The sequence below is a fragment of the Streptomyces sp. NPDC042002 genome (assembly GCF_055588305.1).
In genome coordinates this window covers 34,164-58,094 of sequence record NZ_JBVJCT010000020.1, presented here as the reverse complement: position 1 = coordinate 58,094, position 23,931 = coordinate 34,164, and the positions used below count along the sequence as shown (strand labels likewise).

The following is a 23,931-nucleotide window of genomic DNA, read 5'->3' as shown; positions in this document are numbered from 1 at the left end:
CGTCGTGCCGGCCGGGTCCGCGGGAGCGGCGGCGGTCAGTCCGCCGCCATGGCCTCCTGCAGGCTCTTGGGCCGCAGGTCGGTCCAGTTCTGCTCGACGTACTCCAGGCACTCGGCCTTGGCCGCCTCACCGAAGACCACACGCCAGCCCGCGGGCACCTCGGCGAACACCGGCCACAGGGAGTGCTGCTCCTCGTCGTTGACGACCACGTGGAAACGGCCGTCCGCGTCATCGAAGGGGTTCGTGCTCAACTGGGCACCGTCCTTGTCGGTCAGGGGGTGACTCGGGATGGAAATCGCCCGGCCGGGTGCGCAGGGGCACCGGGCACGGATGGGTCCGCCGGCCGGTGTCCGTCCGGTCGACGGGACACCCGCGCTGTCCGGTCGACCGGACAGCCGGCGCCGGGGGGCGGCCCCTGGCGATGTCTCGAAACCGTAGGGAGCGCGCCGTCGGCGCTACAAGGGCGGCAGCCCCGCCGGCCCCCTGCCGTCGGCCCGCACCCGCGCCCCGCGGTGATCCTCTGTACCGGGCCGGTTCCGTGTGCCACGATGCCGCGCCCACGGACTCGGCCGGGCACACCTGAGGCTCGCTCGAGAGCCGCCTGACCAGTGGCGGAGTCCCCCCTGTGCCGCATCCGCCCGGGCCCGGCGCCGTTCTATGGTGCGAAGTCGTGCGGCCCGATCCGAAGGGGAGCGATGGACAGCACACCACCCGCCCTGCGCCTGTTCGTCCTGCACCACGCGGGCGGCTCCCACGTGCTCTACCGCCACTGGGCGGCCGGGCTGCCTCACACCTGGGACGTGCGGCTGCTCGACGCCCCGGGCCACGGACTCCTCCTCGACCTGCCGCAGATCGACGACGCGCACCGTCTCGCCGACTTCCTGCTGCGCAGCATCGAGTCCGAACTGGATCGCCCCTACGCCCTGTTCGGGCACAGCATGGGCGCCCTCGTGGCGTACGAGATCACCCGGCGGGCCGTGGAGCGGGGTCTGCCCCTGCCGGTGTGGGTCGGTGTCTCCGCACGTGCCTCGCCTCGATCGGCGGGGCCGCGCAGCGGGTACCACGAGCTGCCCGACGCCGAGCTGCGCACGCGTCTGAAGCTGCTCGGCGGCACACCCGGCGCCGTCTTCGACGACCCGGACCTGTGGGCCCTGTTCGACCCGGTCATCCGGGCCGACCTGCGCCTGGTCGACGGCTGGCGCCCTGCCCCCGGTGCCGCTCCCCTGCCCGTCGCGCTGTCCGCCTACGCGGGCGGCACGGACCACTCCGCGTCACCGCAGCGGATGGCCGGCTGGGCGGAGCACGCCGAACGTTTCCTTGGCCTGCGGGTCTTCGACGGCGGTCACTTCTACTTCCAGGGCGATCCCGCCCCCCTGCTGCGGCAGATCGCGCGGGACGTGGCCCGGACACAGCCGTCCGCCGCTCCCTTGCGGTGACCCCCGCGCCGCGCGGCGCAGGACGTGGGGCCCGGCCACACCCGAGGTGTCCCGAACGGCCGTCCCCGTACCGCCAGAACGATCGATTCCGGCCTTCCGCGGGACGGGACGGAAACGGCCGGACGGCAGCGCACCTGCACCTTTTCGGCCGCGGTGCCGCCGCACGAGTTGCCCGCGAGCCAGGTGACCTACGGTGCCGCCACGAACCGCACCTGTACGGATCCAGCCAATGTGCGGACGAGACGAAGAGACGGGGAAACGACGATGACGATGCGGAACAGGCCAAGAGCCGGCATGATCGGCCTGGCAGCGGTGGCCCTGACAGCCACCGTCTTCACGGGTCCCGCCCGGGCATCGGGTGACACGGCCGCGGGGGCGGCCGGCCACCAGAACACGCAGGCGGCGATCGACGCGGCCGTCACGGCCGGTGTCCCCGGCGTGACCGCCGAGGCACGGGACGCCGCCGGAGTCTGGAAGACCACGGCGGGCGTCGGCAACCGGGAGACGGGCGCGCCGCGCGGCAAGAACGACCGGTTCCGTACCGGCAGCATCACCAACACCTTCGTGGCAACGGTCCTGCTCCAGATGGAGGCGGAGAGGAAGATCGGCCTCGACGACCCGGTCGAGCGCTACCTGCCGGGCGTGGTCACCGGCAACGGCAACGACGGCAGCAAGATCACCGTACGTCAGCTGCTGAACCACACCAGCGGCCTGTTCGACTACCTCGCCGACGTGCCGTACTACCAGACGTACACCATGGGCGACAGCTTCCTGCAGCACCGCTACGACACCCTGACGGCCCAGCAGCGCCTGCAGGTGGCCTTCTCCCACGCGCCGCTGTTCCAGCCCGGCGCCCGGCACTCGTTCTCCCACACCAATGACGTCCTGGCGGCACTGATCGTCCAGAAGGTCAGCGGCAGGACGTACGAGGACGAGGTGCGCCGGCGCATCGTCGAGCCCCTGGGGCTGAAGTCGACGTCCAACCCCGGCACGGGCAGCGCCCTGCCCCGGCCGAGCAGCCGCGGCTACTCCAAGCTCTTCTACGACACCCAGCCGGACCGGATCGACGACGTCACCGAGCTGAACGGCTCCCAGAACTGGGGCGACGGCGACATCATCTCCAGCGCCCACGACCTGAACCTGTTCTACCGGGCCCTGATGGACGGGAAGCTGCTGCCGGCGCAGCAGCTGAAGGAGCTGAAGACGACCGTCGTCAACCCCGACCTGCCGATCACGTCCTACGGGCTCGGCATCGAGAAGCTCACGATGAGCTGCGGCGACATCTGGTACCACGACGGGGGCGTGGTGGGGTCGCTGACGCTGGCCGCCTTCACCGAGGACGGCCGCCATCAGCTCACCTTCAACTACAACGGCGACTGGGACGCATCGGGGATCCTCCCCATTCTGAACGCCGAGTTCTGCGGCCAGACGTCCGGCTGACACCCGACGGAACCCGACCGCGTCCGACCAGGAGAGCCGATGACAGTGCGAGCAGCCGTGGCCGGAGCGAGCGGCTATGCGGGGGGCGAACTCCTGCGCCTGCTCCTGGCCCACCCCGAAGTGCAGATCGGTGCCCTGACCGGGCACTCCAGCGCGGGACAGCGGCTGGGTACCCTCCAGCCGCACCTGGCCGCGCTGGCCGAACGGGAGGTGAGACCCACCACCGCCGACGCCCTTCAGGGGCACGACGTCGTCTTCCTCGCCCTGCCGCACGGCCAGTCCGCCGCCGTGGCACGGGAGTTGGGCGACGACACGCTCGTCATCGACTGCGGGGCGGACTTCCGTCTCGCGGACGCGGCCGACTGGGAGACGTTCTACGGCACACCGCACGCGGGCACCTGGCCCTACGGACTGCCCGAACTGCCGGGCGCCCGCGAGAAGTTGGCGGGTGCCCGGCGTATCGCGGTGCCGGGCTGCTATCCGACCGCGGTGTCCCTGGCGCTCTTTCCCGCCTACGCGGCGGATCTGGCCGGACCGGAGGCGGTGGTCGTCGCGGCCTCCGGCACGTCCGGTGCCGGCAGGACGCCCCGGGCGGACCTGCTCGGCAGCGAGGTCATGGGGTCCATGCGGCCCTACGGCGTGGGCGGCGGTCACCGGCACACCCCGGAGATGGTGCAGAACCTCAGCGCCGTGGCGGGCCGTCGGGTCGCCGTCTCCTTCACCCCGACCCTGGCCCCCATGCCGCGCGGCATCCTCGCCACCTGCTCCGCCGCGGCCCGGCCCGGCACCGGCGCCCACGACGTGCGGGCCGCGTACGAGAAGACGCTGGCCGGCGAGCCCTTCGTACGGCTGCTGCCGCAGGGGCAGTGGCCCAGCACCGGGGCCGTCCACGGGTCGAACACCGTCCAGGTACAGGTGGCCCTCGATCCGGCGGTCGGCCGGATCATCGCGATCAGCGCCGTCGACAACCTCACCAAGGGCACCGCGGGCGGCGCCGTGCAGAGCATGAACATCGCCCTGGGTCTCACCGAGGGACTGGGGCTTTCCACGACCGGAGTCGCACCGTGATCCGGGGCGGCACGAACATCAGCCGCCGACGCGGCGGGGCGAACGAGGGAGATGCAGTGAGCGTCACCGCAGCACAAGGCTTCAGGGCGGCGGGCATCGCCGCGGGGATCAAGAGCAACGGCAGCTCGGATCTGGCGCTGGTCGTCAACGACGGGCCCAGCTGTACTGCGGCCGGCGTCTTCACCTCCAACCGGGTACAGGCGGCCCCCGTCCAGTGGTCCCGGCAGGTCCTGGCGGACGGCGGGATCCGCGCGGTCGTCCTCAACTCCGGTGGTGCCAACGCCTGTACCGGAGCACAGGGCCTGAAGGACACGCAGGCCACCGCCGAACGGGCCGCCGACCTGCTCGGCCTCGACTCCGGCGACGTGGCGGTCTGCTCCACCGGGCTCATCGGCGTACCGCTGCCCATGGACCGCCTCCTGCCCGGCGTCGAGAGCGCCGTCACCCTGCTGTCGGCCTCCGGCGGCGAGGACGCCGCCCGCGCCGTCACGACCACCGACACGGTGCACAAGACGGCCGCCGTCACCCGGGACGGGTGGACCGTCGGCGGCATGGCCAAGGGCGCGGGCATGCTCGCCCCCGGGCTCGCCACCATGCTGGTCGCGCTCACCACGGACGCCGACCTCGACAGCGCCTCGCTCGACACGGCACTGCGGGACGCCACCCGCGTCACCTTCGACCGGGTCGACTCCGACGGCTGCATGTCCACCAACGACACCGTGCTGCTGCTCGCCTCCGGCGCCGCCCGGGTCACCCCCGCGTACGGCGAGTTCGCGGAGGCCGTCCACGCGGTCTGCGCCGACCTGGCCCGGCAGCTGATCGGGGACGCGGAGGGCGCGAGCAAGGAGATCCGCATCGAGGTCACGGGCGCCGCGAGCGAGGACGACGCCGTCGAGGTGGGCCGCTCCATCGCCCGCAACAACCTCCTCAAGTGCGCGGTCCACGGCGAGGACCCCAACTGGGGCCGGGTCCTGGCCGCCGTCGGAACCACCTCCGCCGCCTTCGAACCCGACCGGCTCGACGTCGCCATCAACGGGGTGCGGGTCTGCCGAAGCGGCAGCATCGGCGAGGACCGCGCGCTGGTGGACATGACCGGCCGCGACGTGGGCATCACCGTGGACCTCGGCGCCGGCACGGACTCCGCCGTCATCTGGACCAACGACCTCACCTCCGACTACGTCCACGAGAACAGCGAGTACTCGTCATGAGCCCTTTCGAACGCGTGGACACCGCCGCCGTGCCGCACGGCGGCAGCACGGCCCCGGGGAACGGCACACGGGAGGGCGCGGAGGGCACCGAGTCGGCCAACGCGGCGCTGACCAGCCGCTGGCGGAACGCCATGATGGACAACTTCGGCACCCCCCGGCTGCCCCTCGTCGAGGGCCGGGGCTGCCGGGTCCGGGACGCCGACGGCAACGAGTACCTGGACTTCTTCGGCGGCATCGCGGTCAACGCGCTCGGCCACGCGCATCCTGCGGTCGTACGGGCCGTCTCCGCGCAGGTCGCCTCACTCGGGCACGTCTCGAACCTGTTCATCGCCGAGCCGACCGTGCGCCTGGCCGAACGCCTGCTGCAGCTCGCCGGGCGGGAGGGCCGGGTGTACTTCTCCAACTCCGGCGCCGAGGCCAACGAGGCGGCCTTCAAGATCGGCAGGCTCACCGGCCGTACGCACATGGTGTCGACGACCGGCGGCTTCCACGGCCGCACCATGGGGGCCCTCGCGCTGACCGGCCAGCCCGCCAAACAGCACCCGTTCCTGCCGCTGCCGGGCGAGGTCACCCATGTGCCGTACGGGGACGTGGAGGCCCTGCGCACCGCCGTCACCCCGGACACCGCGCTGCTGGTCCTGGAGCCCGTGCAGGGGGAGAACGGCGTGGTCGTGCCGCCGCCCGGCTATCTGCGGGCGGCCCGCGAGATCACCTCGGCGACCGGAACCCTCCTCGTCCTGGACGAGGTGCAGACAGGCATCGGGCGCACGGGCCACTGGTTCGCGGCCCAGGCCCAAAGCGTCGAGGCGGATGTCGTCACGCTCGCCAAGGGCCTCGGCGGTGGTCTGCCCATCGGCGCGACACTCGCTTTCGGTGCCGCCGCGCGCCTGCTCACACCCGGCGCGCACGGCTCCACCTTCAGCGGCAACCCCGTGGTGTGCGCGGCCGCCCTCGCCGTACTGGACACCATCGAGCAGGACGGCATCCTCGACCGGGTGGTCCGGGCCGGGCGGCGGCTGCGGCGCGGCCTGGAGGATCCGGCCCATCCGCTGGTGCGCGAAGTCCGCGGCGCCGGCCTGCTGGTGGGCGTCGTGCTCCACCAGAACCTCGCGGCACACGTGCAGCGGGCCGCCCAGGACAGGGGTCTGCTGGTGAACGCGACGGTGCCGGACGTCATCCGGCTCGCCCCGCCGCTGATCGTGTCGGATCGCGAGGTGGACACCTTTTTGGAAGGGTTCAGGGCGGCGCTGTCCGAGGTCCGCGACGACGGGCCGACGGCGCCCTGAACCGCGTGCCGCACGGGCGACCGGTGTCACCGTGGAGCATTAACTCCCACATCATTGCAACAAGCCAGTCAGTAACGTTGCATTAGATTCAAACCATTGCAACAAATAAACGGCATTGAGCTTTGGTGATGCACCCAGTACACAACAAGCTTGTTGCCAACTTCATGAATGCAACGTAGCGTTTTCTACATCGGAAAACACGAGACCGAGGAGTCCCGATGCAGAAGACCGAGTACGCGACACAGAAGTTCGACACCTCCGCCCCCATCTCCGCCGTGGTCGACATCCCCGCCGGACGCATCCAGTTCATCGCCGCCGACCGGGCCGACACCGTGGTCGAGATCCGGCCCGCCAACCCGGCCAAGAGCCGCGACGTGAAGGCGGTCGAGGAGATCGAGGCCGCCTTCGGTGACGGCGTCCTGCGGATCGGGTCCACGAAGACGGCCCACAGGTTCCTCGGGCACTCCGGGTCCGTCGAGGTGACCGTGCAGCTGCCGGCCGGCTCCCGGGTCGAGGCGAAGGCGGCCGCCGCCGAGTTCCGGGGCGTGGGACGCCTCGGCGACGTCACCTTCGCGGGCGGCTACCGCTCGGTCAAGCTCGACGAGGCCGCGAGCGCCCGCCTCACCGTCCACGAGGGCGAGGTCTCGGTCGGCCGCCTCAACGGCCCCGCCGAGATCAGCGTCCAGAAGGGCGGCATCCAGATCGGCGAGGCCGTGCGCGGCACGGTCACCCTGGACATCCAGCACGGCGACATCACGGTGGGTACCGCCCGCGGCGTCTCCGCCTCCCTGGACGCTCGAACCGGCCACGGCCGCATCAACAACTCCCTGCGCAACGACGGGACTTCCGACCTGGACTTCCACGCCACCACCGCCTACGGCGACATCACCGCCCGCAGCCTCTGACCGCCCGCGGCCCCGAAGGAGCACCCCTCATGAGCGCTTTGGCCATCGCGGCGCACGGGCTGCGCAAGTCCTACGGCGACAAGGTCGTGCTCGACGGCATCGACCTGGCCGTCCCGGAAGGAACGGTCTTCTCCCTGCTCGGCCCGAACGGCGCCGGCAAGACCACCGCCGTCAACGTCCTCTCCACCCTCGTTCGCGCCGACGCCGGCGAGCTGCGGGTCGGCGGCCACGACCTCGCCGCCGACCCGCAGGCCGTACGCGCCGCGATCGGCGTCACCGGGCAGTTCTCCGCCGTCGACAACCTGATCACCGGCGAGGAGAACATGCTCCTCATGGCGGACCTGCACCATCTGTCCAAGGCCGAGGGACGGCGGGTCGCCGCCGCTCTTCTGGAGCGCTTCGACCTGGTCGAGGCCGCGAAGAAGCCCGCCTCCGCCTACTCCGGCGGTATGAAGCGCCGCCTGGACATCGCCATGACCCTGGTCGGCAGCCCGCGGATCATCTTCCTCGACGAGCCGACCACCGGCCTGGACCCCCGCTCCCGCCACACCATGTGGGGCATCGTCCGCGAGCTTGTCGCCGGCGGTACCACCGTCTTCCTCACCACCCAGTACCTGGAGGAGGCCGACCAGCTCGCCGGCCGCATCGCCTTGCTGAACAACGGCAAGATCGCCGCCGAGGGCACCGCCTCGGAGCTGAAACAGCTCATCCCGGGCGGGCACGTGCGGCTCCGCTTCACCGACCCCGTCGCGTACCGCTGCGCCGCCTCCGCGCTGCGCGGGGCCACCCGGGACGACGAGGCGCTGGTACTGAAGATCGTCAGCGACGGCACCCAGCAGGAGCTGCACTCCATCCTCGACTGGCTGGCCGCGGTCAGCATCGAGGCGGACGAGCTGACCGTGCACACCCCCGACCTCGACGACGTGTTCTTCGCCCTCACCGGCAACGGCAAGCTGCCCGGCCAGCCCAACCAGCCCAAGGAGACCCTGCGATGAGTTCCCTCTCCCTCGCCGTGCGCGACTCCTCCACCATGCTGCGCCGCAACCTGCTGCACGCCCGCCGCTATCCCTCGCTGACCCTGAACCTGCTGCTCACCCCGGTGATGCTGCTGCTGTTCGTCTACATTTTCGGCGACTTCTGGTCGGCCTCGAAGTTCGACCAGGACGCGAACTGACGCCATGCGCGGCGGGCGGCCTCCCGCATCCTCGTTCCGCCCAGGACGGCGTACACACCGGCGCCAAGCCGCAGTACGCCGCCCCTTCCGCCGTAAAAGAACCCGCCCGCCGATTCCCTTTCCGACGCTCGCGCGGCCGATCTGCGACTGCCGCATTTCTCGGCGGGAAATGCGGGTGCCATTCGACAAAGAAGTTCGGCCTGCAACGGTTCGAGTGCCGCTCCGGTGCCACCCCAGACTGTGCTGCGACGCTTATCGACGGTTATATGCACCGTTCTCAGGAGGCATGATGGCGCATCGGGCCGGACAGACCGCGGCAGCGCACGGCGACACGGCGGCCGCCGTTCCGCAGGTGACGCCGCGGCAGGCGCGCGCCTCGGTGCCCGGACCGCGCCGGGTTCCGGTGCTGACGACCAGGGTGGGCCTGCAGATGCCGGCCAAAATGGCCTACGACGAGTGGGAGCGGGCCGGGCGGCAGCTCGCCGACGTCCTCGACTCGTCCTCCTGGTGGCTGGGCGACTGGATGGTGTACGGCAAGGACCACTACACCGACCGCTACCAGCGCGGTATACGCGCGGCCGGGCTGTCGTACCAGACCCTGCGCAACTACGCGTGGGTCTCGCGGCGTTTCGACCTCACCCGGCGCCGTGCCGCCCTGAGCTTCCAGCACCATGCCGAGCTGGCCTCCATGCCGCTCTCGGAGCAGGAGCTGTGGCTCGACCGCGCCGAGCAGCGGCAGTGGACCACCAAGCAGTTGCGGACCGCCCTGCGTGCCGCGCGCCAGGGCGAGCAGCAGCCGGCCGCTCCCGCCGAGCCGAGCCGGCGTCTGGAGGTTCCGGGCAGCCGGCTGGAATGGTGGCACCAGGCCGCGCAGCTGCTGGGCGTGGACTTCGAGCAGTGGGTGACGGCCACGCTGGACAGCGCGGCCGCGACCGCCCTGGAGGCGATCGGTACGTCGGCGGAGCACCCCGAGGTCGCCGAACTCAAAGGCGTGCAGGACATGAAGCGGCTCGCCGGGCAGCGGACCCGGCCGGTGGCCATCAGCGCCTGACGTTCCCGGCGCCGAGGCCACCGGCGTCTCACGGCAGGCGGTTCATCAGCCCGGCGACCTCGCGCCTGTACGTGCACCCGCTCTGCCCGAACGACGTCCGCACCCGCTCGCGCACCTCGTCCGGCTGCTCCTGGCTGAGCTTGAACATGCCCTCGGCGCCCGTGACCGTGAACCGGAAGGCTCCGACCGCGGGCACGATCTTGCGGAAGTAGCCGAGCGAGTCGGTCATGTCCCAGCCGTCGCCGAAGGCCCCCTCGAAGGCACGCACGGTGGACTGCACCACGCCCAGCGTCTCCTCCGTGGAGTCGATCTTCTCCACCACGCCCCGGACGTGCACCGCGGTGAAGTTCCAGGTCGGGGCGGCCGGAGTCTTCTCGTACACCGTGGGTGAGACGTACGAGTGCGGGCCGGTGAACGTCAGCAGGAGCACGCTGCCCGACTGCAGAGCCGCCCAGTGCGGGTTGGCCCGGTTCAGGTGCCCGAGCAGTGTGGCTCCCGTCAGCTCGCCGTCGGCGTCGCCGGACGCCTCGGGGTCGAAGATGACCGGCAGGTGTGTGGCGAAGGGACCGTCCTCGGGACTGCCGTTCGTCACCGCGAGAGCCAATGGGTTGTCGCGGATCAGATCCGCCTTCCAGGAATTATTCGGCTCGCGGTAAAAGCTGGGCACAAACATTCGCATTCTCCTTTTCGGAAATGGTTTGTTTCGAGGATCCCAGCCGACCATACGGCCGTCCCGCCGCCAGGACAATGCTTCCACATTTCGCACTCCTGGAGAAGTTCTGAAGGAGCTTTCCAGCGGTCTTCGACTTTTCTTCGAGAAATGCTCCGGGAACACTCTCTCTTTTTTCGCTTTTCACGCCCGCCCCGGGGCACGTCGTCCGCCCCGGCGCCTTCCGCCTCCCGGAGCTGCGGGGCGGCGGACGCCTTCCGCCCGGCCGGCACCACGCCGATGCCGGCATGAACGCGGTGCCGACGAGCGCCACCATGAGCACGGCGCACAGCGCACACAGCGGCCCCTGGCAAGGTTTCCTCCACCGTGGCGCAGAGAAATCACCTCTCTCACCAGCGACTCCGCCACCACTCCAGTGCGACGAGACCAGATCTCAGGATCAAGTTGCCAACATCATGGCAAGGTTTTGCCAAGCCGGAAGGCGCTGTGAGCCACCGGTCGATTTCCAGACGCATCGGGAGCATTCACATGGAGACAACGGGCAGGCGGAGCGAAGAGGTCTACGACGTGGTCGGTATCGGGTTCGGCCCGTCCAACCTGTCGCTCGCAATCGCTCTGGAAGAACACGGGGCGAGCACTCCGCGGCATCCGGTCACCGCCCACTTCTTCGAGCGGCAGCCCGCCTTCGGCTGGCACCGGAACATGCTGCTGCCGTCGACGACCATGCAGATCTCGTTCCTCAAGGACCTGGCGACGTACAGGAATCCGCTGTCCCGCTACAGCTTCGTCTCGTACCTGCACGCCTCCGACCGGCTGGTGCAGTTCGTGAACAACCAGGACTTCTTCCCCACCCGCCAGGAGTTCCACCAGTATCTGGAGTGGGCGGCCGCCGCCTTGAGCGACCGCGTCACCTACGGCACCGAGGTCACCTCGATCCGGCCCGTCGCCGAAGCCGGAGCCCCACAGTCCGGTCTCCTCGAGATCGAGGTGCGCGGCAGCGACGGCACCACCCGCGTGGTCACCGCCCGCAACGTCGTCATCTCCACCGGTCTGGTGCCGCGCATGCCGGACGGCCTGACGTCCGACGAGCGGGTGTGGCACAGCTCGGAGTTCCTCAGCAGGTTCAACGCGCAGGACCCCGAGGACCTCAAGAGCGTGGCGGTGGTCGGTGCCGGACAGAGCGCGGCCGAGATCGTCCGGTTCTTCCACGACTCGCTGCCGCACGCCCAGGTCTCCGCGGTCGTTCCGTCCTACGGCTACGCCATCGCCGACGACACGCCTTTCGCCAACCAGGTGTTCGACCCCGGCGCGGTCGACGACCACTACTTCGGAACCGAGCAGGCGCGGGACGCGTTCTGGCGCTACCACCGCAACACCAACTACTCGGTGGTCGACTCCGACGTCATCCGGGACCTGTACCGGCGTTCCTACGACGAGCGGGTGCGTGACAGCCGGCGGCTGCACTTCCGCAATCTCACCCGGGTCACCGACGTCAAGCGCGCCGGCAGCGAGACACGGGTGACCCTGCGCTCGCTGCTCGACGACGGGACGGAGGAACTCGCCGTCGACGCGCTGGTGTTCGCCACCGGCTACGACGGTCTGGACCCCGCCCGCCTGCTCGGCGACTTCGACCGGCACTTCCTGCGTGACGCGGCGGGCAGGCACCAGGTGGAACGCGACTACCGCCTCGTCAGCGGATCAGGGCTGACCAGCGGGGTCTACCTCCAGGGCGGCACCGAGCACACCCATGGCCTGTCCTCGGCCCTGCTGTCGAACATCGCGGTCCGCAGCGGCGAGATCGCCGATTCGATCGTGCTGCGGCGCACCGAACGGGAGCTGAGCCGTACCCGCCCCGTGCAGACCGCCCGCTCGGCCGCCTGAAGCCGCAGGCCGAGCCACTGTCCCGTTGACAGGACGTGACCCCGCGGCAGGACACTCGAGAACCCGCGCGCGACGACCGCGGCGGGCACACCCCTCGGGCCGACCGGTGTTCACCGTCCCAAGAACCCGCATCCCAGCCAAGTTCTCTCGTGCAGTTTTCCAGCGCATGTCCACCGGACATGGGGCCCAGCCCCTGGCCGGGGTCCCCCACAGAAGGAGTCGTGACCCAATGAGCGCCAACTTCCCGGTCGGCGGCCTCGTTCGGCGGGTGAGGGTTTCATGACCGTCAGCGTGCACCAGGCCCAGGTCAAGGCCCAGTCCCTAGGCGACGCCCTGCCGTGGCTGGCCCGCCACCAGGGCCGGACGGTCGTCATCAAGCTGGGCGGACACGCCATGGTCGACGAGGACCTCACGGCGTCCTTCGCCCGCGACATCGCCTTCCTGCGCTACGCCGGGCTGCGGCCCGTGGTGGTCCACGGAGGCGGCCCGCAGATCAACGCCGAGCTCGAACGCCGTGGCATGAAGGGCGAGTTCAGAGCAGGCCTGCGCGTCACCCCGCCGGAGGCGATGGACGTGGTGCGCATGGTCCTCGCCGGCCAGGTACAGCGCGAACTGGTCGGGCTGATCAACCGGCACGGCCCGCTCGCCGTCGGTATGACCGGCGAGGACGCGGACACCCTCACCGCGGTACGGCACGTGCCGTGGATCGACGGGGAACCCGTCGACGTCGGCAGGGTCGGCGAGATCACCGGCGTGGACACCGGCACCCTGGAGGGCCTGCTGGCGAGCGGCCGGATCCCGGTGGTCTCGCCGCTCGCCCGCAGCACCGAGGACGGCCTGGTCTACAACGTCAACGCCGACACCGTGGCGGCGGCGCTCGCGACCGCGCTGCAGGCCGAGACGCTCGTCATGCTGACGGACGTCGCGGGGCTGTGCGCGGGCTGGCCGCACAGTACCGAGGTCATCCCGCGGCTGACGGCCGGCGAGCTGGAGAAGCTCCTGCCGGAGCTGAACGACGGCATGGTGCCCAAGATGACCGGCTGCCTGGAAGCCGTGCGGGGCGGGGTGGGCACGGCCCGGGTGATCGACGGGCGGATCCCGCACTCGGTCCTCCTGGAGATGTTCACCGACGACAGGATCGGGACGGTGATCGTGCCGGACCCGGACGACGAGCAGGAGGTCCTGCCGTGAACGAGCGATGGCAACCGCAAGCCGCCGGGCCGGCGGACACTCTCCGCCGGCCGCCGGGCGCCGGGCACGCCCCGCAGCCGGCGGTCCTCGTCCACGAGTTGGTCACCGCGGCCGGGACCGACGCGGACGAGGCCCAGGAGTGCGCCCGCCGTCTCGCCGCATCTCTGTCACCAAAAGCCAGGTCCATCCTGCTGACCGCCCTGACCGAGGCGCACACGTGGCACGACGGCAACGAACCGGACGGGTACGGAACCGGTGGCGAGCTCTGCTTCGACGGGCCCGAATACGCGGCGCCCCCGGCCCGCTCCAACCTGAGCCTCCTGCCGGCCTACCGGGAACCCGGGCCGAACCAGCCGGTCGCGGTCCCCGAGCCCGGCGACGGCGGTACGTGGCCCGAGCCCCGCAACGACCCGCCCGCCGCCGTCGTCCGCCTGCGGTTCGCCGACGCGATCGCGCTCGACCGTGCCGGCGCCTGCTTCGACGGCGCGTGGAGCGACCCCGAGACGCTCACCCTCCAGGTCCCCGCGGACGCCGGCGTCGAGACGCTGCGGGCCGTGCTCGCGGTCCTCGACGCGAAAGCGCTCGCACCCGAGTCGCTCACCGTGCACACAAACGAACTCGACGACGTCTTCGCCGCGTTCACCGGTCTGCTCTGAACCTCCGGCAAACCGCTGCCGGCCCGATGCGCCGGATCACCGGGCACCGGGCGGTGGCGGCCCCGGCGTCAGCGGCCCGCGTCCTGTTCCCGAACTCTGCGCAGCAAGTCCGTCTGGTCCCGAACCAGCTGGTCGATCCGGTCCTGGAGACGCGCCACCTCTGCCGCCAGGTCCGGATGGCGCGGACGCGATGCCGTCAGCGTGGGGCAGTGGTTGAGGATCGCCTGCAGGCGGCACCGCAGCGCCGGGCCCGGTTCCACGCCGAGCGTGCCGACCAGACGGCGGCGCGCGCGTTCGTAGACGCCGAGAGCCTCCGACTGACGGCCGCACCGGTACAGGGCGACCATCAGCAGGTCGTAGGGGCGCTCGCGCAGCGGATGGGCGGCGGTGAACCGTTCCAGGTCACAGACGATCTCGGCATGTCTGGCGCAGTTCAGGCTCGCCTCGTACAAGGCTTCCAGAGCGGTGAGGCGCTGCTCCTCGAGGCGGTCCGCCTCGGCCGTGCACAGGGGGCCGTGACAGCTGTCCTGCAGGGCGGTCCCCTGCCACAGCGCGAGCGCCTGGTCGAGGAGCCGGGTCGCGTACCGGGGGTCCTGGGGGGCAGCCGCCCTGCCCTGGCCGGACAGACGGGTGAAGCGGGCCACGTCGGTCGAGGCCCGCCCCAGGCTCAGCAGGTAGCCGGTGGGCAGAGTGCTGATCCACTCGTGCCCCGGGGGCAGCAGTCGGCGCAGCCGGGCGACGTGGGTGTGCAGAGCGCTCGGCGCGTTGGCGGGGGGCCGGTCGCCCCACAGCTCCTCCACCAAGCGGTCCGCGGACAGCTGTTCGCCCGCGTGGGCGACCAAGGTGGCGAGCAGAGCCCGCTGTTTGGGACCGGAGGGCACGATGCGCGTCCCGGTCCCCCGGTCGTACACGACCACCGGACCGAGCAGCCGGAACTCGGTCACCTCGGTCACCTCGGTCCGCACGCGGGCCGGTGCGGCGAGGTCGAGGACGGTCATCGCGCCCCCGCGGACGGCGCGCGGGCGGTCAGCAGGGCGCGGCGCACGTCGTCCTGGATCTGCCGGACGACCTCGGGGAGGTGGTCCTGGAAGTAGAAGTGGCCGCCGTCGAACAGATGCCGGCCGAGGAAGTGCTCGGTGGCGTCGGCCCAGCCGTCCAGGCGGTGCGGCGGCGCCACCTGGTCCCGGGTGCCGCCGAACACCGAGAGGGGCACCGGCAGCGGCGCGGTGAGGGGCGTGGTGCGCCAGGTCTCGCTCATGCGCAGGTCGGCGCGGATGGTCGGCTCGAACAGCTCCCACAGCTCGTCGTGGTCCATGACCTCGGACGGTGTGCCGCCCATCGTCGCCAGTTCGTGACGCAGTTCCGCGTCGGTCAGCAGGTGCCGGCGCACGGGGTCCCCGTCGGGGTGCAGCGTGCCGCGCGCGGACACGCCGAGCCAGACCGGCGGCGTGCGGCCCATGTCGAGGAGACGGCGGGTCAGTTCGTAGGCGACGAGTCCGCCCATGCTGTGCCCGAAGAACGCGTAGTGGCCCGTCAGCCGGGTGTCCAGCTCGTGCAGGAAGTGGTCGAGCAGGGCGCCCGCGTCGGTCAGTGCAGGGCGCCGGTCGCGTGGGCCGCGGCCCGGGGCGTCGGGTGCCTGCACGTCCCAGCCGGCCGGGAAGCAGGACGGCCAGTCTCGGTACGCCAGATGCGAACCGCCGGAGTGGTGGAACACGAACAGGCGCAGCTTCGGCTCTTCCGCCTTCTGCATGGGGACTCCATCAACGAGACGTTCCGGCGTCCGGCACGACGCCCCGAACCAGGGGAATGACGAGGATATCGGCGTCCCGCCCGCAGCGCCCGCCGTCATGAGCGGGCCTCGAACCGCTCTCGAGTCCTCGTGGACTTTCCCTCGTGCGTCGACGCGCCCGCCCTCGTCGAAGTCGGCGGGCGGGCGCGGGCGGGGAGGAGATGCGCAAGCACGACCCTAGGCAGGATCCGACCCCAAGTCCCGTACTTTGTACGGAACTTCGAGCTCAGTTGCAGCAGGTTCCGGGCTCAGGCCAGGTCGTCGCGGGTCACCCTGCGGTGCGCGATACGCCACTCGTCTGCGAAGCGGACCAGGACGTCCTCCATGACGCACACGTACAGCACCTTGGGGCCGCCCTGGCTCGGCGTGACGTACACCAGCGCCGAGCAGCGGGTGTGCAGCGACCCGTCCGCCTGCGGCTGTACGTCGAGCATGCCGACCCAGTGGTGGAGGCAGCTGTCGGCCCGCCGCTGCCGTGCCGCGCCGGCCCGCACGTAGCCGTCCAGTCCCGCGCGCGCCCGCACCGGCCCGGGCAGGGACAGCAGCTGCAGAAGGGCGTCCTCGGCGAAGGTCTCGGCCCAGGACTGGGTGTCGTGGGCGTCCAGAAGCCGCATCTGGTGTGCGTAGAACCGCTGCGCCTGCGCGTACAGGGCGGCGAACTCCCGGCCGGGCAGGGTGCGTTCGGCGGTGCCCACAAGCTCGACGGTCATGCCACAAGCCTCCGCTTTGGTCCGCGTCCTCGGGGTGGGGGACATCGGGGGCGGATCCCGGGGTCTCCCCGCGATCCGCATTCGGTACGGACAGTCTTCGAGGCTGCGATCGAGCATCTTTCAAAACCGCCTCAAGCGCTCCTGCGCGCCGGTCCGTTCCCCGGGCTCCTGCCGGTCCGTGTCTCCCCCGCGGCCGCACCGGACCATGCGTGCGCCCGGGCCGGGGGCCGGTGACGGACGTCAGAGGGGCGTTCGCGTCCGCACCGGCCGGTCCGCGTGCCGCTCAAGCCCCGGGTCGGAGCAGGCCGGTGTCCCGCGGCCGGCCCGGCACCAGAGTCAGGTGCCGCCGGCCGGCCGCCGGCCCGTGCGGGGTCCCGGCCGCCGCCGGCCGGGACGGCACGGCGTGCGGCGCCGGTGCGGCAGGCCGCGGGTGCCGGGCGGGCGCGGGAAGCGGACGTGTCCCGGTCACGGCGTCCTTGAGGGTGTCGGCGAACAGCTCGATGTCCTCGGCCGAGTTGTCGTGGTGGACGGACGCTCGCACGGCCGTGACGACACCGAGCTTCGGCAGGTACAGCGGGACCTCCTCGGCGACCGTCTTCCCCACGACCACTCCGCGGTCCGCGAGCCGGCGGCGCACCAGCGCGGCCGGCACGTTCTCGTGCCGGAAGGTGACGATGCCGCTCTGGAGGCGTCCGGGGGCGATCAGTTCGGTGCCGGCCGTGTCCTGGACGGCGGCACGCAGGCCGGCGGCGAGGTCGTTGCGCGGGGACACGGCCGTGTGCAGGGCCAGGGCCTCGTTCAGCGCGGCGGCCGCGGCGCCGTGCGGCGGCACGAGGGGCGGACCGCCATGCGGGGCCAGCGCCTCACGCAACCGCGGTGCCACGGCGGCGAATCCGGCCGCGTGCGGGCCGCGCAGGAACCTCCAGCCGTCCACGGTGAGGAGGTGGCAGCCGATGCGGGCGACGTCCACGGGAAGCTGGCCCACCGCGTACGAGGCGTCGACGGCGTACAGGCAGCGGTGCGGGGCGAGGATGCGCCCGATGTCCTCGACGGGCTGGACGATGCCGCAGCCCGAGGGGACATACGGAACACAGACGAGGGCGACGTTGTCGCCGATGTGCCGTGCCATCCACTCCAGGTCGAGGTCGCCGTCGGGGCGCAGCGGTACGACCTCCAGCCGGCAGCCGGTGCGCGCGCGCAGCGCGAAGACGGCGCTGAGGTTGGCGGCCGACTCGTAGGGAGTCGTCCAGACGCGGTCGCGCGGGCCGAGCGGCAGCCTGGACAGCACGGCAGCGAACGCGTCGGCGGCGCCGGTGCACAGGAAGGTGTCCTCGGGCAGCACGCCGAGCCGGGCGGCCAGCCGCTGGTGGATCTCCCGGTGCAGGACGTCGTCGAGGCGTTCGTCCAGCTCGTACGGGCCGTAGCGGTCCTCGAAGCGCGTCCACTCGGTGAGGACCGCCCGTACGGCGGCGGGCATGCGGCCCGCGCCGGCCGGGTCGAGGTGGATCCTGCGGTCATCGTGGGATTTCTCGTTCACTTCAGGCCTCCTCCCACAGGCGTGGCAAATGATTGCCTAGTTCGTGGCAACAGATTGCCTTGCCTGTCGTAGGTTTGACAACCTCGGGCAACACCGGTTCAGGCGTGGCTCTAGTACGGGATCGATGGCAGGGATCTCGACCGCGTCCAGCCTGGTCCCCCAGGAATTGCCAAGCGTTGCCAGAGCATTTCCAGCTTTGCCAAGAATCCCTGTTTCCGCAGCTCAGAGCGGCTTTTTCTAGGCAACTCCGCCGCATTGAGCCACCCCTTGAAGCGCTCCTGGCGTGCACCTTGAGTCCGAATCGACCCATTCACGACCGATTTGCGAGCCTTTGTTGCCAATCTTCTTGGCAGAAGGTTGCCAAGCAACGAAAACGAAATTGACACAGAGGAGCCCGCCATGAACCGCATCGCCCGCATCGCCATCGCCGCCACCGCCCTCACCGCCTTCGCCGCCGCCGCCGACGCCACCGCCGCGAATGCGATCGGCTGGCCGACGACGGCGAAGACGGCTTCCACGGTCCAGGCCGGCGACATCAACTGGCCCACCGCCCCCACCGCCGTCCAGGCCGACACCCGCTGGCCCGTCGCCCCCACCGCCATCCAGGCCGGCGACATCAACTGGCCCACCACCCCGGCCGCCGTCCAGGCCGACACCAACTGGCCCGTCGCCCCCACCGCCATCCAGGCCGGCGACATCAACTGGCCCACCGCCCCGGCCGTCGTCCAGGCCGACACCAACTGGCCCGTCGCCCCCACCGCCGTCCAGGCCGACACCCGCTGGCCCGTCGCCCCCACCGCCGTCCAGGCCGGCGACATCAACTGGCCCACCGCCCCGGCCGTCGCCAGCGTCTGATCCACGTCTGGGCAGCCGTGCCCGCCCCGTGACGCCCCCGCAGGCAGCCATGCCCAGCGGGGGCTTCGGCGTTTTCGGGGCGAAGTCCTTACGCAGGACGTCCGGATGATCGTCGGTCGATCACCCGATCCGTGCGCCTTGGCAACCCGCGCCTTTCGCTCTGGCGACAACACCCCCTCGCCACCAGCGACTCCAGCACCGCTCGACCACTTCAGGACGCCACCTCAGGTAACTCTTGCCAATATTCAGGCAACTTTTTGCCAAGCCGGAAGGCGCTGTCACCAAGGAGCGGGTACCCGATGTCCATCTCCGACCTCATCGAGCAGCAGGCCCAGGTACACCCCGACGCGGTCGCGGTGCATCACCCCCACCAGGCCGACGGCCGTGGCGGCCGCCTCACCTACCGGGAACTGGACCGCGCGGCCAACCGTCTCGCCGCCCACCTGCGGGCCCGCGGCATCGGCCGTGGCGACCGGGTGGTGACCTCGCTGCGGTCGGGCCCGGAGACGGTGACCGCGTTCCTCGGGATCGTGCGGGCCGAAGCGGCCTATGTCCCGGTCGACCCCGCCGACCGGGCCGAGCGGCGCCGGCTGATCGTGCGCGACAGCGCGGCCGCCGCAGTGCTGACCGACAGCACGGACGCCGCGGACTACACGGGCCTGGACACGGTGGTCCTCGCGCTGGACGCCGAAGCGCCCGAGATCACCCGGCGCGCCGACGCCCTGCCCGAGCGGAGCACCGGCCCGGACGACACCCTGTGCGTCTGCTACCCCTCCGGCACCACCGGTGCCCCCGAGGGCATCGTCGTACCGCACCGCGCGGTGCTGGACCTCGTGCGCTCCACCGGCTGCCCGCGGCCGGACCCTGACGGCATGGCGGCCCGGGCTGTTGCCGACCCGGCCTTCGAGGCGGTCGCCTTCGGGGTGTGGACCGCCCTGGCGTCGGGCGACCGGCTGGTCGGCCGCCCGGGCGAGGACGGTGGGCGGCAGCTCGCCGGACGGACGGACGACCGGGTCGAGCTGTGCGGCCGGCGCTTCGGACTCGGTGAGGTCGAGGCGGTGCTGAGCGCGCACCCGGCGGTGTCCGCCGCCGCGGTTTCCCTGCGCGAGTGCGAGGACGGCGACCGACGGCTGGTGGCCCATGTGGTGCCGGCCGCCGCGGCTCCGGCGGCCGGCGATGAGGACGCGCAGATCGCCCGGTGGAAGGAGATCCACGAAGCGCTGCACGCCGACGCCGCGCTGCGCGAGCCGGGCGACGACTTCACCGGCTGGAACAGCAGTTACGACGGTCTGCCGATCCCCCTGGAGGACCTGCGGGAGTGGCAGTACGCCACTGTCGACCGGATACGGGAGCTGCCGCGCCGCCGGGTCCTGGAGATCGGTGTGGGCACCGGACTGCTGCTGGCCCACCTCGCCCGCGACGAGGAGGTCCACGAGTACTGGGCCACCGACTTCTCCCCCGCCGCCGTCGCCGCGCTCACCGCGCAGGTGGAGACCGATCCGTTCCTGAAGGACAAGGTGCGGCTGGACTGCCGCGGCGCCGAGGACACCGGTGGACTGCCCGTCGGCCACTTCGACACGATCGTCGTCAACTCGGTGATCCAGTACTTCCCGGGCCTCGTCCGTCTGCGTACCGTCGTCGAGCGGTTGCTGCCGCTGCTCGCCCCGGGCGGTTCGCTCCTCCTCGGCGATGTGCGCAGCCTCGACCTCGCCCGCTGCCTGCGGACCGGGATCGCGCTGGCCCGGCCGGGTGCCGCCGAGGGCGACCGGGAGGCGCTGCGCCGCACCATCGATCATCAGGCCGCCACGGAGACCGAACTGCTGCTCTCCCCCGCCCTGTTCGACGCGCTCGCCCGGGACCTGTCCGCCGTGCGCGCGGTCGACGCACGGGTCAAGCGGGGCGTGCGTCACAACGAGCTGACCCGCTACCGCTACGACGTGGTGCTCTCCACCGCCGAGCCGGTCGCCGACCTCTCCGGTGCGCCCGTCGTCCGCTGGGGCACCGACGTCGCCGGTGGCCTGGATGCCGTGGACCGGCTCACGGCGGCGCGTCCTGCCGTGCTGCGGCTGGCCGGGGTGCCCAACCGCCGGGTGTGCGACGAGTACGCGGCCATGCAGTCCCTCTTCGATCCCCGCGAGAGCATCGACCTGCCGCCGCAGGACGCGCCCGCCCCCGACCCGGAGGCACTGTGCGAGAGGGCCGAGCGTCTGGGCTACCGGGCCCTGCCCACCTGGGGCGAGAGCCCCGAGCTCCTCGACATCGTCCTCCTCGATCCCGCGCAGGTGCCCGCAGGTGTGGTGACGGGCGTGTACACGACGCCCGGCACGGGGACGGACGGCGGCGACGGGACAGCGGAGTGCACCGGGGCGGAGGACTGCGCCAGCACTCCGGCCGCCTTCGAGCACACCGTCGATCTGGAGGTCGTCCTGCGCGCCCATCTGCAGGAGCGGCTGCCGGAGCACATGGTGCCGTCCGTGCTGATGACCCTGGCGGAGCTGCCGCTGGACGCCGCGGGTGCGGTGGACCGCGCGGCCCTGCCACAACCCGCCCGCACCGCCGACCGCCCGGGCACCCGGCCCGGCACGCCGGTCCAGGAGATCGTCCGTGATCTGTTCGCCGAGGTGGTGGGCCTGCCCCGGCACCGGGTGCACGCCGAGTCCGATTTCTTCCGCATCGGCGGCCACTGGTCGGCGGCGGCCCGGCTGCTGTCCCGGGTCCGCGAGACTCTGGGCACCGACCCGGGCAGCCGGGCGCTGTACGAGGCGCCGACTCCGGCCGCGTTCGCCGCTCTCGTCGGCGACGCGCCCGCGGCGGTGATCGGGCCGGGCGACACGGCCGGCGACAGCCGCGAGTTCTCGCTGCGGCTGCGCGGTCCGCTGGACCGGCGCGCCCTGGAGGCGGCCCTGGAGGATCTCGGGCGGCGCCATACGTCACTGCGCAACTCCCGGCTGGGCTCGGCCGGTACCCGGCTGCGCGCGCTGGCGGTGGACGACCACCTGCTGGAACTGGCCCTGCCCGCCGACTCGGTCGACCTGTGGTCCCATGTGCCGCTGGCCGCCGACCTCGCCCGGGCCTACGGGGCGCGGGCCACCGGTGGCGCCCCGCACCGCTGCCCTGCCGGGCTGGACGCGGCGCCCCGTGCGCGCTTCGGTGATCGGCGGCCCGCCGCACTGCCGGGCAGCGGGCCGCGCTCCGGCCACGCCTCCTACGGCACCCTGGAGACCGGCCTGGACGCGGAACTGCACGCGCGGCTCACGCGGCTGGCCGCCGAGCAGGGCACCACCTTGTTCATGGTGGTGCACGCCGCGCTCGTCGCCCTCCTCGGCCGGCTCGGTGCGCAGGACCCGGTCACCGTGGCCGCGCCCGTGCCGGCGCGGGACACGGCCGCGCTGCGCGAGGCCGTGGGCCCCTACGGCCGGGTGCTGGCGCTGACGGTCGACGCCTCGGGCGATCCGGCCTTCACCGAGTTGCTGCGCCGGGTCCGCGAGCGGGACCTGGCCGCGTACCGGGACGGTGAGGCGGCACTGGCGGCGCTGCCCGGCGGGGTCGCGCTGGCCGTGGTGCAGGAGTGCGTGGGCCGGTTCGAGGCGGCCGGGCTGTCCGTGCAGGCCGAGCACTGCACGCCCGCGGTGCCGGCCGCGGACCTGGGGCTGACGCTGACGGAACGGCAGAGCCCGGCGGGCGACCCGGCCGGTATCGCCGTCACCGTCACCTTCCGCCACGAGACGGTCGGCGAGACGGCCGCGGCCTCCTTCCCCGGTCAGCTGACCGCCGTACTGCGCTCGGCCCTCGATGCGCCCACGGCGCGGCTGAGCCGGCTGGGGCTGCTGCCCGGTGCGGCCGCCGGGGGCGGGGTGTGGGCGGGTGCCCAGGTGCCGCTCGCGCAGCAGGACGTGGCGTCACTGTTCGCGGCGCAGGTGGCGCGGACCCCGGAGGCGCTCGCTCTGGAGGGCTTGGCCTACGGCGAACTCGACGCCCGCTCGGACCTGTTGGCGCACGCCCTGATCGAGCACAAGGCCGGTCCCGGCACCTGTGTGCTGACCGCGCTGTCCTCACCGGCCGGGTTCGCGGTGGCCGCGGTGGCCGTGGCGAAGACGGGAGCCGCGCTGCTGCCGGCCGACCCGTCGCTGGACCTCGACGAGTCGCTGCATCCCGTGGTGCTGCTGCTCGACGAGACCGCGGACCTGCTGCTGCCGGCCGTGCCCGGCGCGGTCCGGCTGGTGCGCGAGGAGGTCGCCGGCCGCCGGCCGGCGACCGGGCACTGGCCGGTGGCGCAGGCCGACCGGACCCGGCCGCTGGGCGGCGGCGACCCGCTCCTGCTGCTGCCCGGCGAGCACGGCACCGTCGCGGTGGGCGACGAGGCCGTCACCACGGCGAGGCCGGCCGACGCGGCCTGGCTGGTGCGCGGCTATCCGGACGGGGACACGGCGATCGGGCTGCTGAGCGTCCTGGTCCACGGCGCGCGCGTGCATGTCCCGGACGGCTCGCTCACCCGCGACGTGCCGCACGAGGTGCTGGGATGGCTGCGCCGGCAAGGAGCGCGGGTGGTACTGGGCGGCGCCGACGACGTGCTGAGCGCGCTGGTGTCGCTCGCCCGGACCGAGGGCACCGAACTGACCGTGAGCGGCGGCTGGGCCGAGGCCAGGCTCGTCGTCGAGCACGTGCCCGGCGCCCCGGCCCGCCCCGCCCCCGGCCACCGGGCCTACCTCCTGGACGCGAGGCTGCGCCCGGTGGGCCCGGGCGGGACCGGATCCCTCTACATCGCGGGCGCCGGCGTGGCCCGGGGCTACACCGGGGCGCCCGCAGCGAGCGGCAGGCGGTTCCTGCCCGACCCGTTCGGCGGTCAGGACGGCACGACCGCCCGCATGTGGCGCACCGGCCGCGCCGCCCGCCTGGACGAGTACGGCAATCTGCGGGTGCTCGACGTTGCGGCCCACGACGACCCGTTCGACGACGCGTCCGCCGCCTTCGTGGTGCTGGCCGACGCGAGCGGCCACCGGGCCGCGTGGCCGGTGGCGGCCGCGGTGCCAAAGGGCTGGTACGAGACGCAGGCGCAGGATCTGTACGATTGACA

General features: G+C 72.2%; 19 protein-coding genes and 1 pseudogene. 14 read left to right on the top strand and 6 right to left on the bottom strand.

Translation table 11 applies throughout. The annotated features are described in order from the left end of the window. Nucleotides 1-35 precede the first annotated feature (35 nt). Nucleotides 36-251 carry an MbtH family protein gene (locus ACZ6KY_RS26585; RefSeq protein ID WP_351867713.1) on the bottom strand — a complete coding sequence of 72 codons (216 nt, stop codon included), beginning with the start codon at nucleotides 249-251 and terminating at the stop codon, nucleotides 36-38. 444 nt (nucleotides 252-695) lie between these two features. Between ACZ6KY_RS26585 and ACZ6KY_RS26580 the strand changes: the two genes are divergently transcribed. From ACZ6KY_RS26580 to ACZ6KY_RS26540, 9 genes and pseudogenes are all read left to right on the top strand, one after another. Further along, complete coding sequence (locus tag ACZ6KY_RS26580) at nucleotides 696-1,436, top strand: thioesterase II family protein (protein WP_469312799.1); 741 nt, start codon at nucleotides 696-698, stop codon at nucleotides 1,434-1,436. 294 nt (nucleotides 1,437-1,730) lie between these two features. Further along, nucleotides 1,731-2,876, top strand: coding sequence for a serine hydrolase domain-containing protein (locus tag ACZ6KY_RS26575; protein ID WP_469312798.1), 1,146 nt, complete (start codon nucleotides 1,731-1,733; stop codon nucleotides 2,874-2,876). A gap of 39 nt (nucleotides 2,877-2,915) precedes the next feature. Next, nucleotides 2,916-3,944: an N-acetyl-gamma-glutamyl-phosphate reductase gene (gene argC / locus ACZ6KY_RS26570; RefSeq protein WP_469312797.1), complete on the top strand. Its 1,029-nt coding sequence runs from the start codon at nucleotides 2,916-2,918 to the stop codon at nucleotides 3,942-3,944. A 56-nt stretch (nucleotides 3,945-4,000) separates the two neighbouring features. Continuing rightward, nucleotides 4,001-5,152: a bifunctional glutamate N-acetyltransferase/amino-acid acetyltransferase ArgJ gene (gene argJ / locus ACZ6KY_RS26565; RefSeq protein WP_469312796.1), complete on the top strand. Its 1,152-nt coding sequence runs from the start codon at nucleotides 4,001-4,003 to the stop codon at nucleotides 5,150-5,152. After that, on the top strand, nucleotides 5,149-6,438 hold the full coding sequence (locus tag ACZ6KY_RS26560) for an acetylornithine transaminase (protein ID WP_469312795.1): 1,290 nt from the start codon (nucleotides 5,149-5,151) through the stop codon (nucleotides 6,436-6,438). The genes argJ and ACZ6KY_RS26560 overlap by 4 nt, the downstream gene beginning before the upstream one ends. Before the next feature lie 218 nt (nucleotides 6,439-6,656). Next, complete coding sequence (locus tag ACZ6KY_RS26555) at nucleotides 6,657-7,343, top strand: DUF4097 family beta strand repeat-containing protein (protein ID WP_469312794.1); 687 nt, start codon at nucleotides 6,657-6,659, stop codon at nucleotides 7,341-7,343. A gap of 29 nt (nucleotides 7,344-7,372) precedes the next feature. After that, the gene (locus ACZ6KY_RS26550; RefSeq protein WP_469312793.1) at nucleotides 7,373-8,338 is read left to right on the top strand and encodes an ATP-binding cassette domain-containing protein; all 966 of its coding nucleotides are present in this window, start codon (nucleotides 7,373-7,375) and stop codon (nucleotides 8,336-8,338) included. After that, a pseudogene (locus ACZ6KY_RS26545) lies at nucleotides 8,335-8,490 on the top strand (ABC transporter permease); the annotation flags it as partial. The gene ACZ6KY_RS26550 and the pseudogene ACZ6KY_RS26545, both read left to right, overlap by 4 nt. 313 nt (nucleotides 8,491-8,803) lie before the next feature. After that, nucleotides 8,804-9,568 carry an LmbU family transcriptional regulator gene (locus ACZ6KY_RS26540; RefSeq protein WP_469312792.1) on the top strand — a complete coding sequence of 255 codons (765 nt, stop codon included), beginning with the start codon at nucleotides 8,804-8,806 and terminating at the stop codon, nucleotides 9,566-9,568. A gap of 28 nt (nucleotides 9,569-9,596) precedes the next feature. Here the strand turns inward: ACZ6KY_RS26540 and ACZ6KY_RS26535 are convergent, their stop codons facing one another. Beyond that, a complete protein-coding gene (locus ACZ6KY_RS26535; RefSeq protein ID WP_469312791.1) occupies nucleotides 9,597-10,241 on the bottom strand; it encodes an FMN-binding negative transcriptional regulator in 645 nt (214 codons plus the stop codon). Between the two features lie 525 nt (nucleotides 10,242-10,766). Here ACZ6KY_RS26535 and ACZ6KY_RS26530 point away from each other — a divergent pair. The 3 genes from ACZ6KY_RS26530 (at nucleotide 10,767) to ACZ6KY_RS26520 (ending at nucleotide 13,966) form a co-directional block, all read left to right on the top strand. Then, the gene (locus tag ACZ6KY_RS26530; RefSeq protein ID WP_469312790.1) at nucleotides 10,767-12,119 is read left to right on the top strand and encodes a lysine N(6)-hydroxylase/L-ornithine N(5)-oxygenase family protein; all 1,353 of its coding nucleotides are present in this window, start codon (nucleotides 10,767-10,769) and stop codon (nucleotides 12,117-12,119) included. Nucleotides 12,120-12,398: 279 nt separating this feature from the next. Continuing rightward, nucleotides 12,399-13,310: an acetylglutamate kinase gene (gene argB / locus ACZ6KY_RS26525; protein WP_469312789.1), complete on the top strand. Its 912-nt coding sequence runs from the start codon at nucleotides 12,399-12,401 to the stop codon at nucleotides 13,308-13,310. Continuing rightward, nucleotides 13,307-13,966, top strand: a complete 660-nt coding sequence (locus tag ACZ6KY_RS26520) for a hypothetical protein (protein WP_469312788.1) — start codon at nucleotides 13,307-13,309, stop codon at nucleotides 13,964-13,966. Before argB ends, ACZ6KY_RS26520 begins: the two co-directional genes overlap by 4 nt. A gap of 68 nt (nucleotides 13,967-14,034) precedes the next feature. Here ACZ6KY_RS26520 and ACZ6KY_RS26515 read toward each other — a convergent pair whose 3' ends face one another. From ACZ6KY_RS26515 to ACZ6KY_RS26500, 4 genes are all read right to left on the bottom strand, one after another. Next, a complete protein-coding gene (locus ACZ6KY_RS26515) occupies nucleotides 14,035-14,964 on the bottom strand; it encodes an AfsR/SARP family transcriptional regulator (RefSeq protein ID WP_469312787.1) in 930 nt (309 codons plus the stop codon). Next, on the bottom strand, nucleotides 14,961-15,716 hold the full coding sequence (locus tag ACZ6KY_RS26510; RefSeq protein ID WP_469312786.1) for a thioesterase II family protein: 756 nt from the start codon (nucleotides 15,714-15,716) through the stop codon (nucleotides 14,961-14,963). The genes ACZ6KY_RS26515 and ACZ6KY_RS26510 overlap by 4 nt, the downstream gene beginning before the upstream one ends. A 287-nt stretch (nucleotides 15,717-16,003) precedes the next feature. Beyond that, on the bottom strand, nucleotides 16,004-16,465 hold the full coding sequence (locus ACZ6KY_RS26505) for a nuclear transport factor 2 family protein (protein ID WP_469312785.1): 462 nt from the start codon (nucleotides 16,463-16,465) through the stop codon (nucleotides 16,004-16,006). Nucleotides 16,466-16,748: 283 nt separating this feature from the next. Next, nucleotides 16,749-18,002 (bottom strand): aminotransferase class V-fold PLP-dependent enzyme, encoded by a 1,254-nt coding sequence (locus tag ACZ6KY_RS26500; RefSeq protein ID WP_469312784.1) that lies wholly within the window; start codon nucleotides 18,000-18,002, stop codon nucleotides 16,749-16,751. A 399-nt stretch (nucleotides 18,003-18,401) separates the two neighbouring features. Here ACZ6KY_RS26500 and ACZ6KY_RS26495 point away from each other — a divergent pair, with 399 nt between their 5' ends. Together ACZ6KY_RS26495 and ACZ6KY_RS26490 are read left to right on the top strand one after the other, a co-directional pair. Then, nucleotides 18,402-18,857 carry a hypothetical protein gene (locus ACZ6KY_RS26495; protein ID WP_469312783.1) on the top strand — a complete coding sequence of 152 codons (456 nt, stop codon included), beginning with the start codon at nucleotides 18,402-18,404 and terminating at the stop codon, nucleotides 18,855-18,857. Nucleotides 18,858-19,156: 299 nt separating this feature from the next. Beyond that, nucleotides 19,157-23,929 carry an AMP-binding protein gene (locus ACZ6KY_RS26490; RefSeq protein ID WP_469312782.1) on the top strand — a complete coding sequence of 1,591 codons (4,773 nt, stop codon included), beginning with the start codon at nucleotides 19,157-19,159 and terminating at the stop codon, nucleotides 23,927-23,929. Nucleotides 23,930-23,931: the final 2 nt, after the last annotated feature.

Excerpts from the sequence above, each read along its gene's own strand:
- ACZ6KY_RS26580 (WP_469312799.1), top strand. The coding sequence starts at position 696 with ATGGACAGCACACCACCCGCCCTGCGCCTGTTCGTCCTGCACCACGCG.
- ACZ6KY_RS26575 (WP_469312798.1), top strand. The coding sequence starts at position 1,731 with ATGATCGGCCTGGCAGCGGTGGCCCTGACAGCCACCGTCTTCACGGGT.
- argC (WP_469312797.1), top strand. The coding sequence starts at position 2,916 with ATGACAGTGCGAGCAGCCGTGGCCGGAGCGAGCGGCTATGCGGGGGGC.
- ACZ6KY_RS26560 (WP_469312795.1), top strand. The coding sequence starts at position 5,149 with ATGAGCCCTTTCGAACGCGTGGACACCGCCGCCGTGCCGCACGGCGGC.
- ACZ6KY_RS26555 (WP_469312794.1), top strand. The coding sequence starts at position 6,657 with ATGCAGAAGACCGAGTACGCGACACAGAAGTTCGACACCTCCGCCCCC.
- ACZ6KY_RS26550 (WP_469312793.1), top strand. The coding sequence starts at position 7,373 with ATGAGCGCTTTGGCCATCGCGGCGCACGGGCTGCGCAAGTCCTACGGC.
- ACZ6KY_RS26540 (WP_469312792.1), top strand. The coding sequence starts at position 8,804 with ATGATGGCGCATCGGGCCGGACAGACCGCGGCAGCGCACGGCGACACG.
- ACZ6KY_RS26535 (WP_469312791.1), bottom strand. The coding sequence starts at position 10,241 with ATGTTTGTGCCCAGCTTTTACCGCGAGCCGAATAATTCCTGGAAGGCG.
- ACZ6KY_RS26530 (WP_469312790.1), top strand. The coding sequence starts at position 10,767 with ATGGAGACAACGGGCAGGCGGAGCGAAGAGGTCTACGACGTGGTCGGT.
- argB (WP_469312789.1), top strand. The coding sequence starts at position 12,399 with ATGACCGTCAGCGTGCACCAGGCCCAGGTCAAGGCCCAGTCCCTAGGC.
- ACZ6KY_RS26515 (WP_469312787.1), bottom strand. The coding sequence starts at position 14,964 with ATGACCGTCCTCGACCTCGCCGCACCGGCCCGCGTGCGGACCGAGGTG.
- ACZ6KY_RS26510 (WP_469312786.1), bottom strand. The coding sequence starts at position 15,716 with ATGCAGAAGGCGGAAGAGCCGAAGCTGCGCCTGTTCGTGTTCCACCAC.
- ACZ6KY_RS26505 (WP_469312785.1), bottom strand. The coding sequence starts at position 16,465 with ATGACCGTCGAGCTTGTGGGCACCGCCGAACGCACCCTGCCCGGCCGG.
- ACZ6KY_RS26495 (WP_469312783.1), top strand. The coding sequence starts at position 18,402 with ATGAACCGCATCGCCCGCATCGCCATCGCCGCCACCGCCCTCACCGCC.
- ACZ6KY_RS26490 (WP_469312782.1), top strand. The coding sequence starts at position 19,157 with ATGTCCATCTCCGACCTCATCGAGCAGCAGGCCCAGGTACACCCCGAC.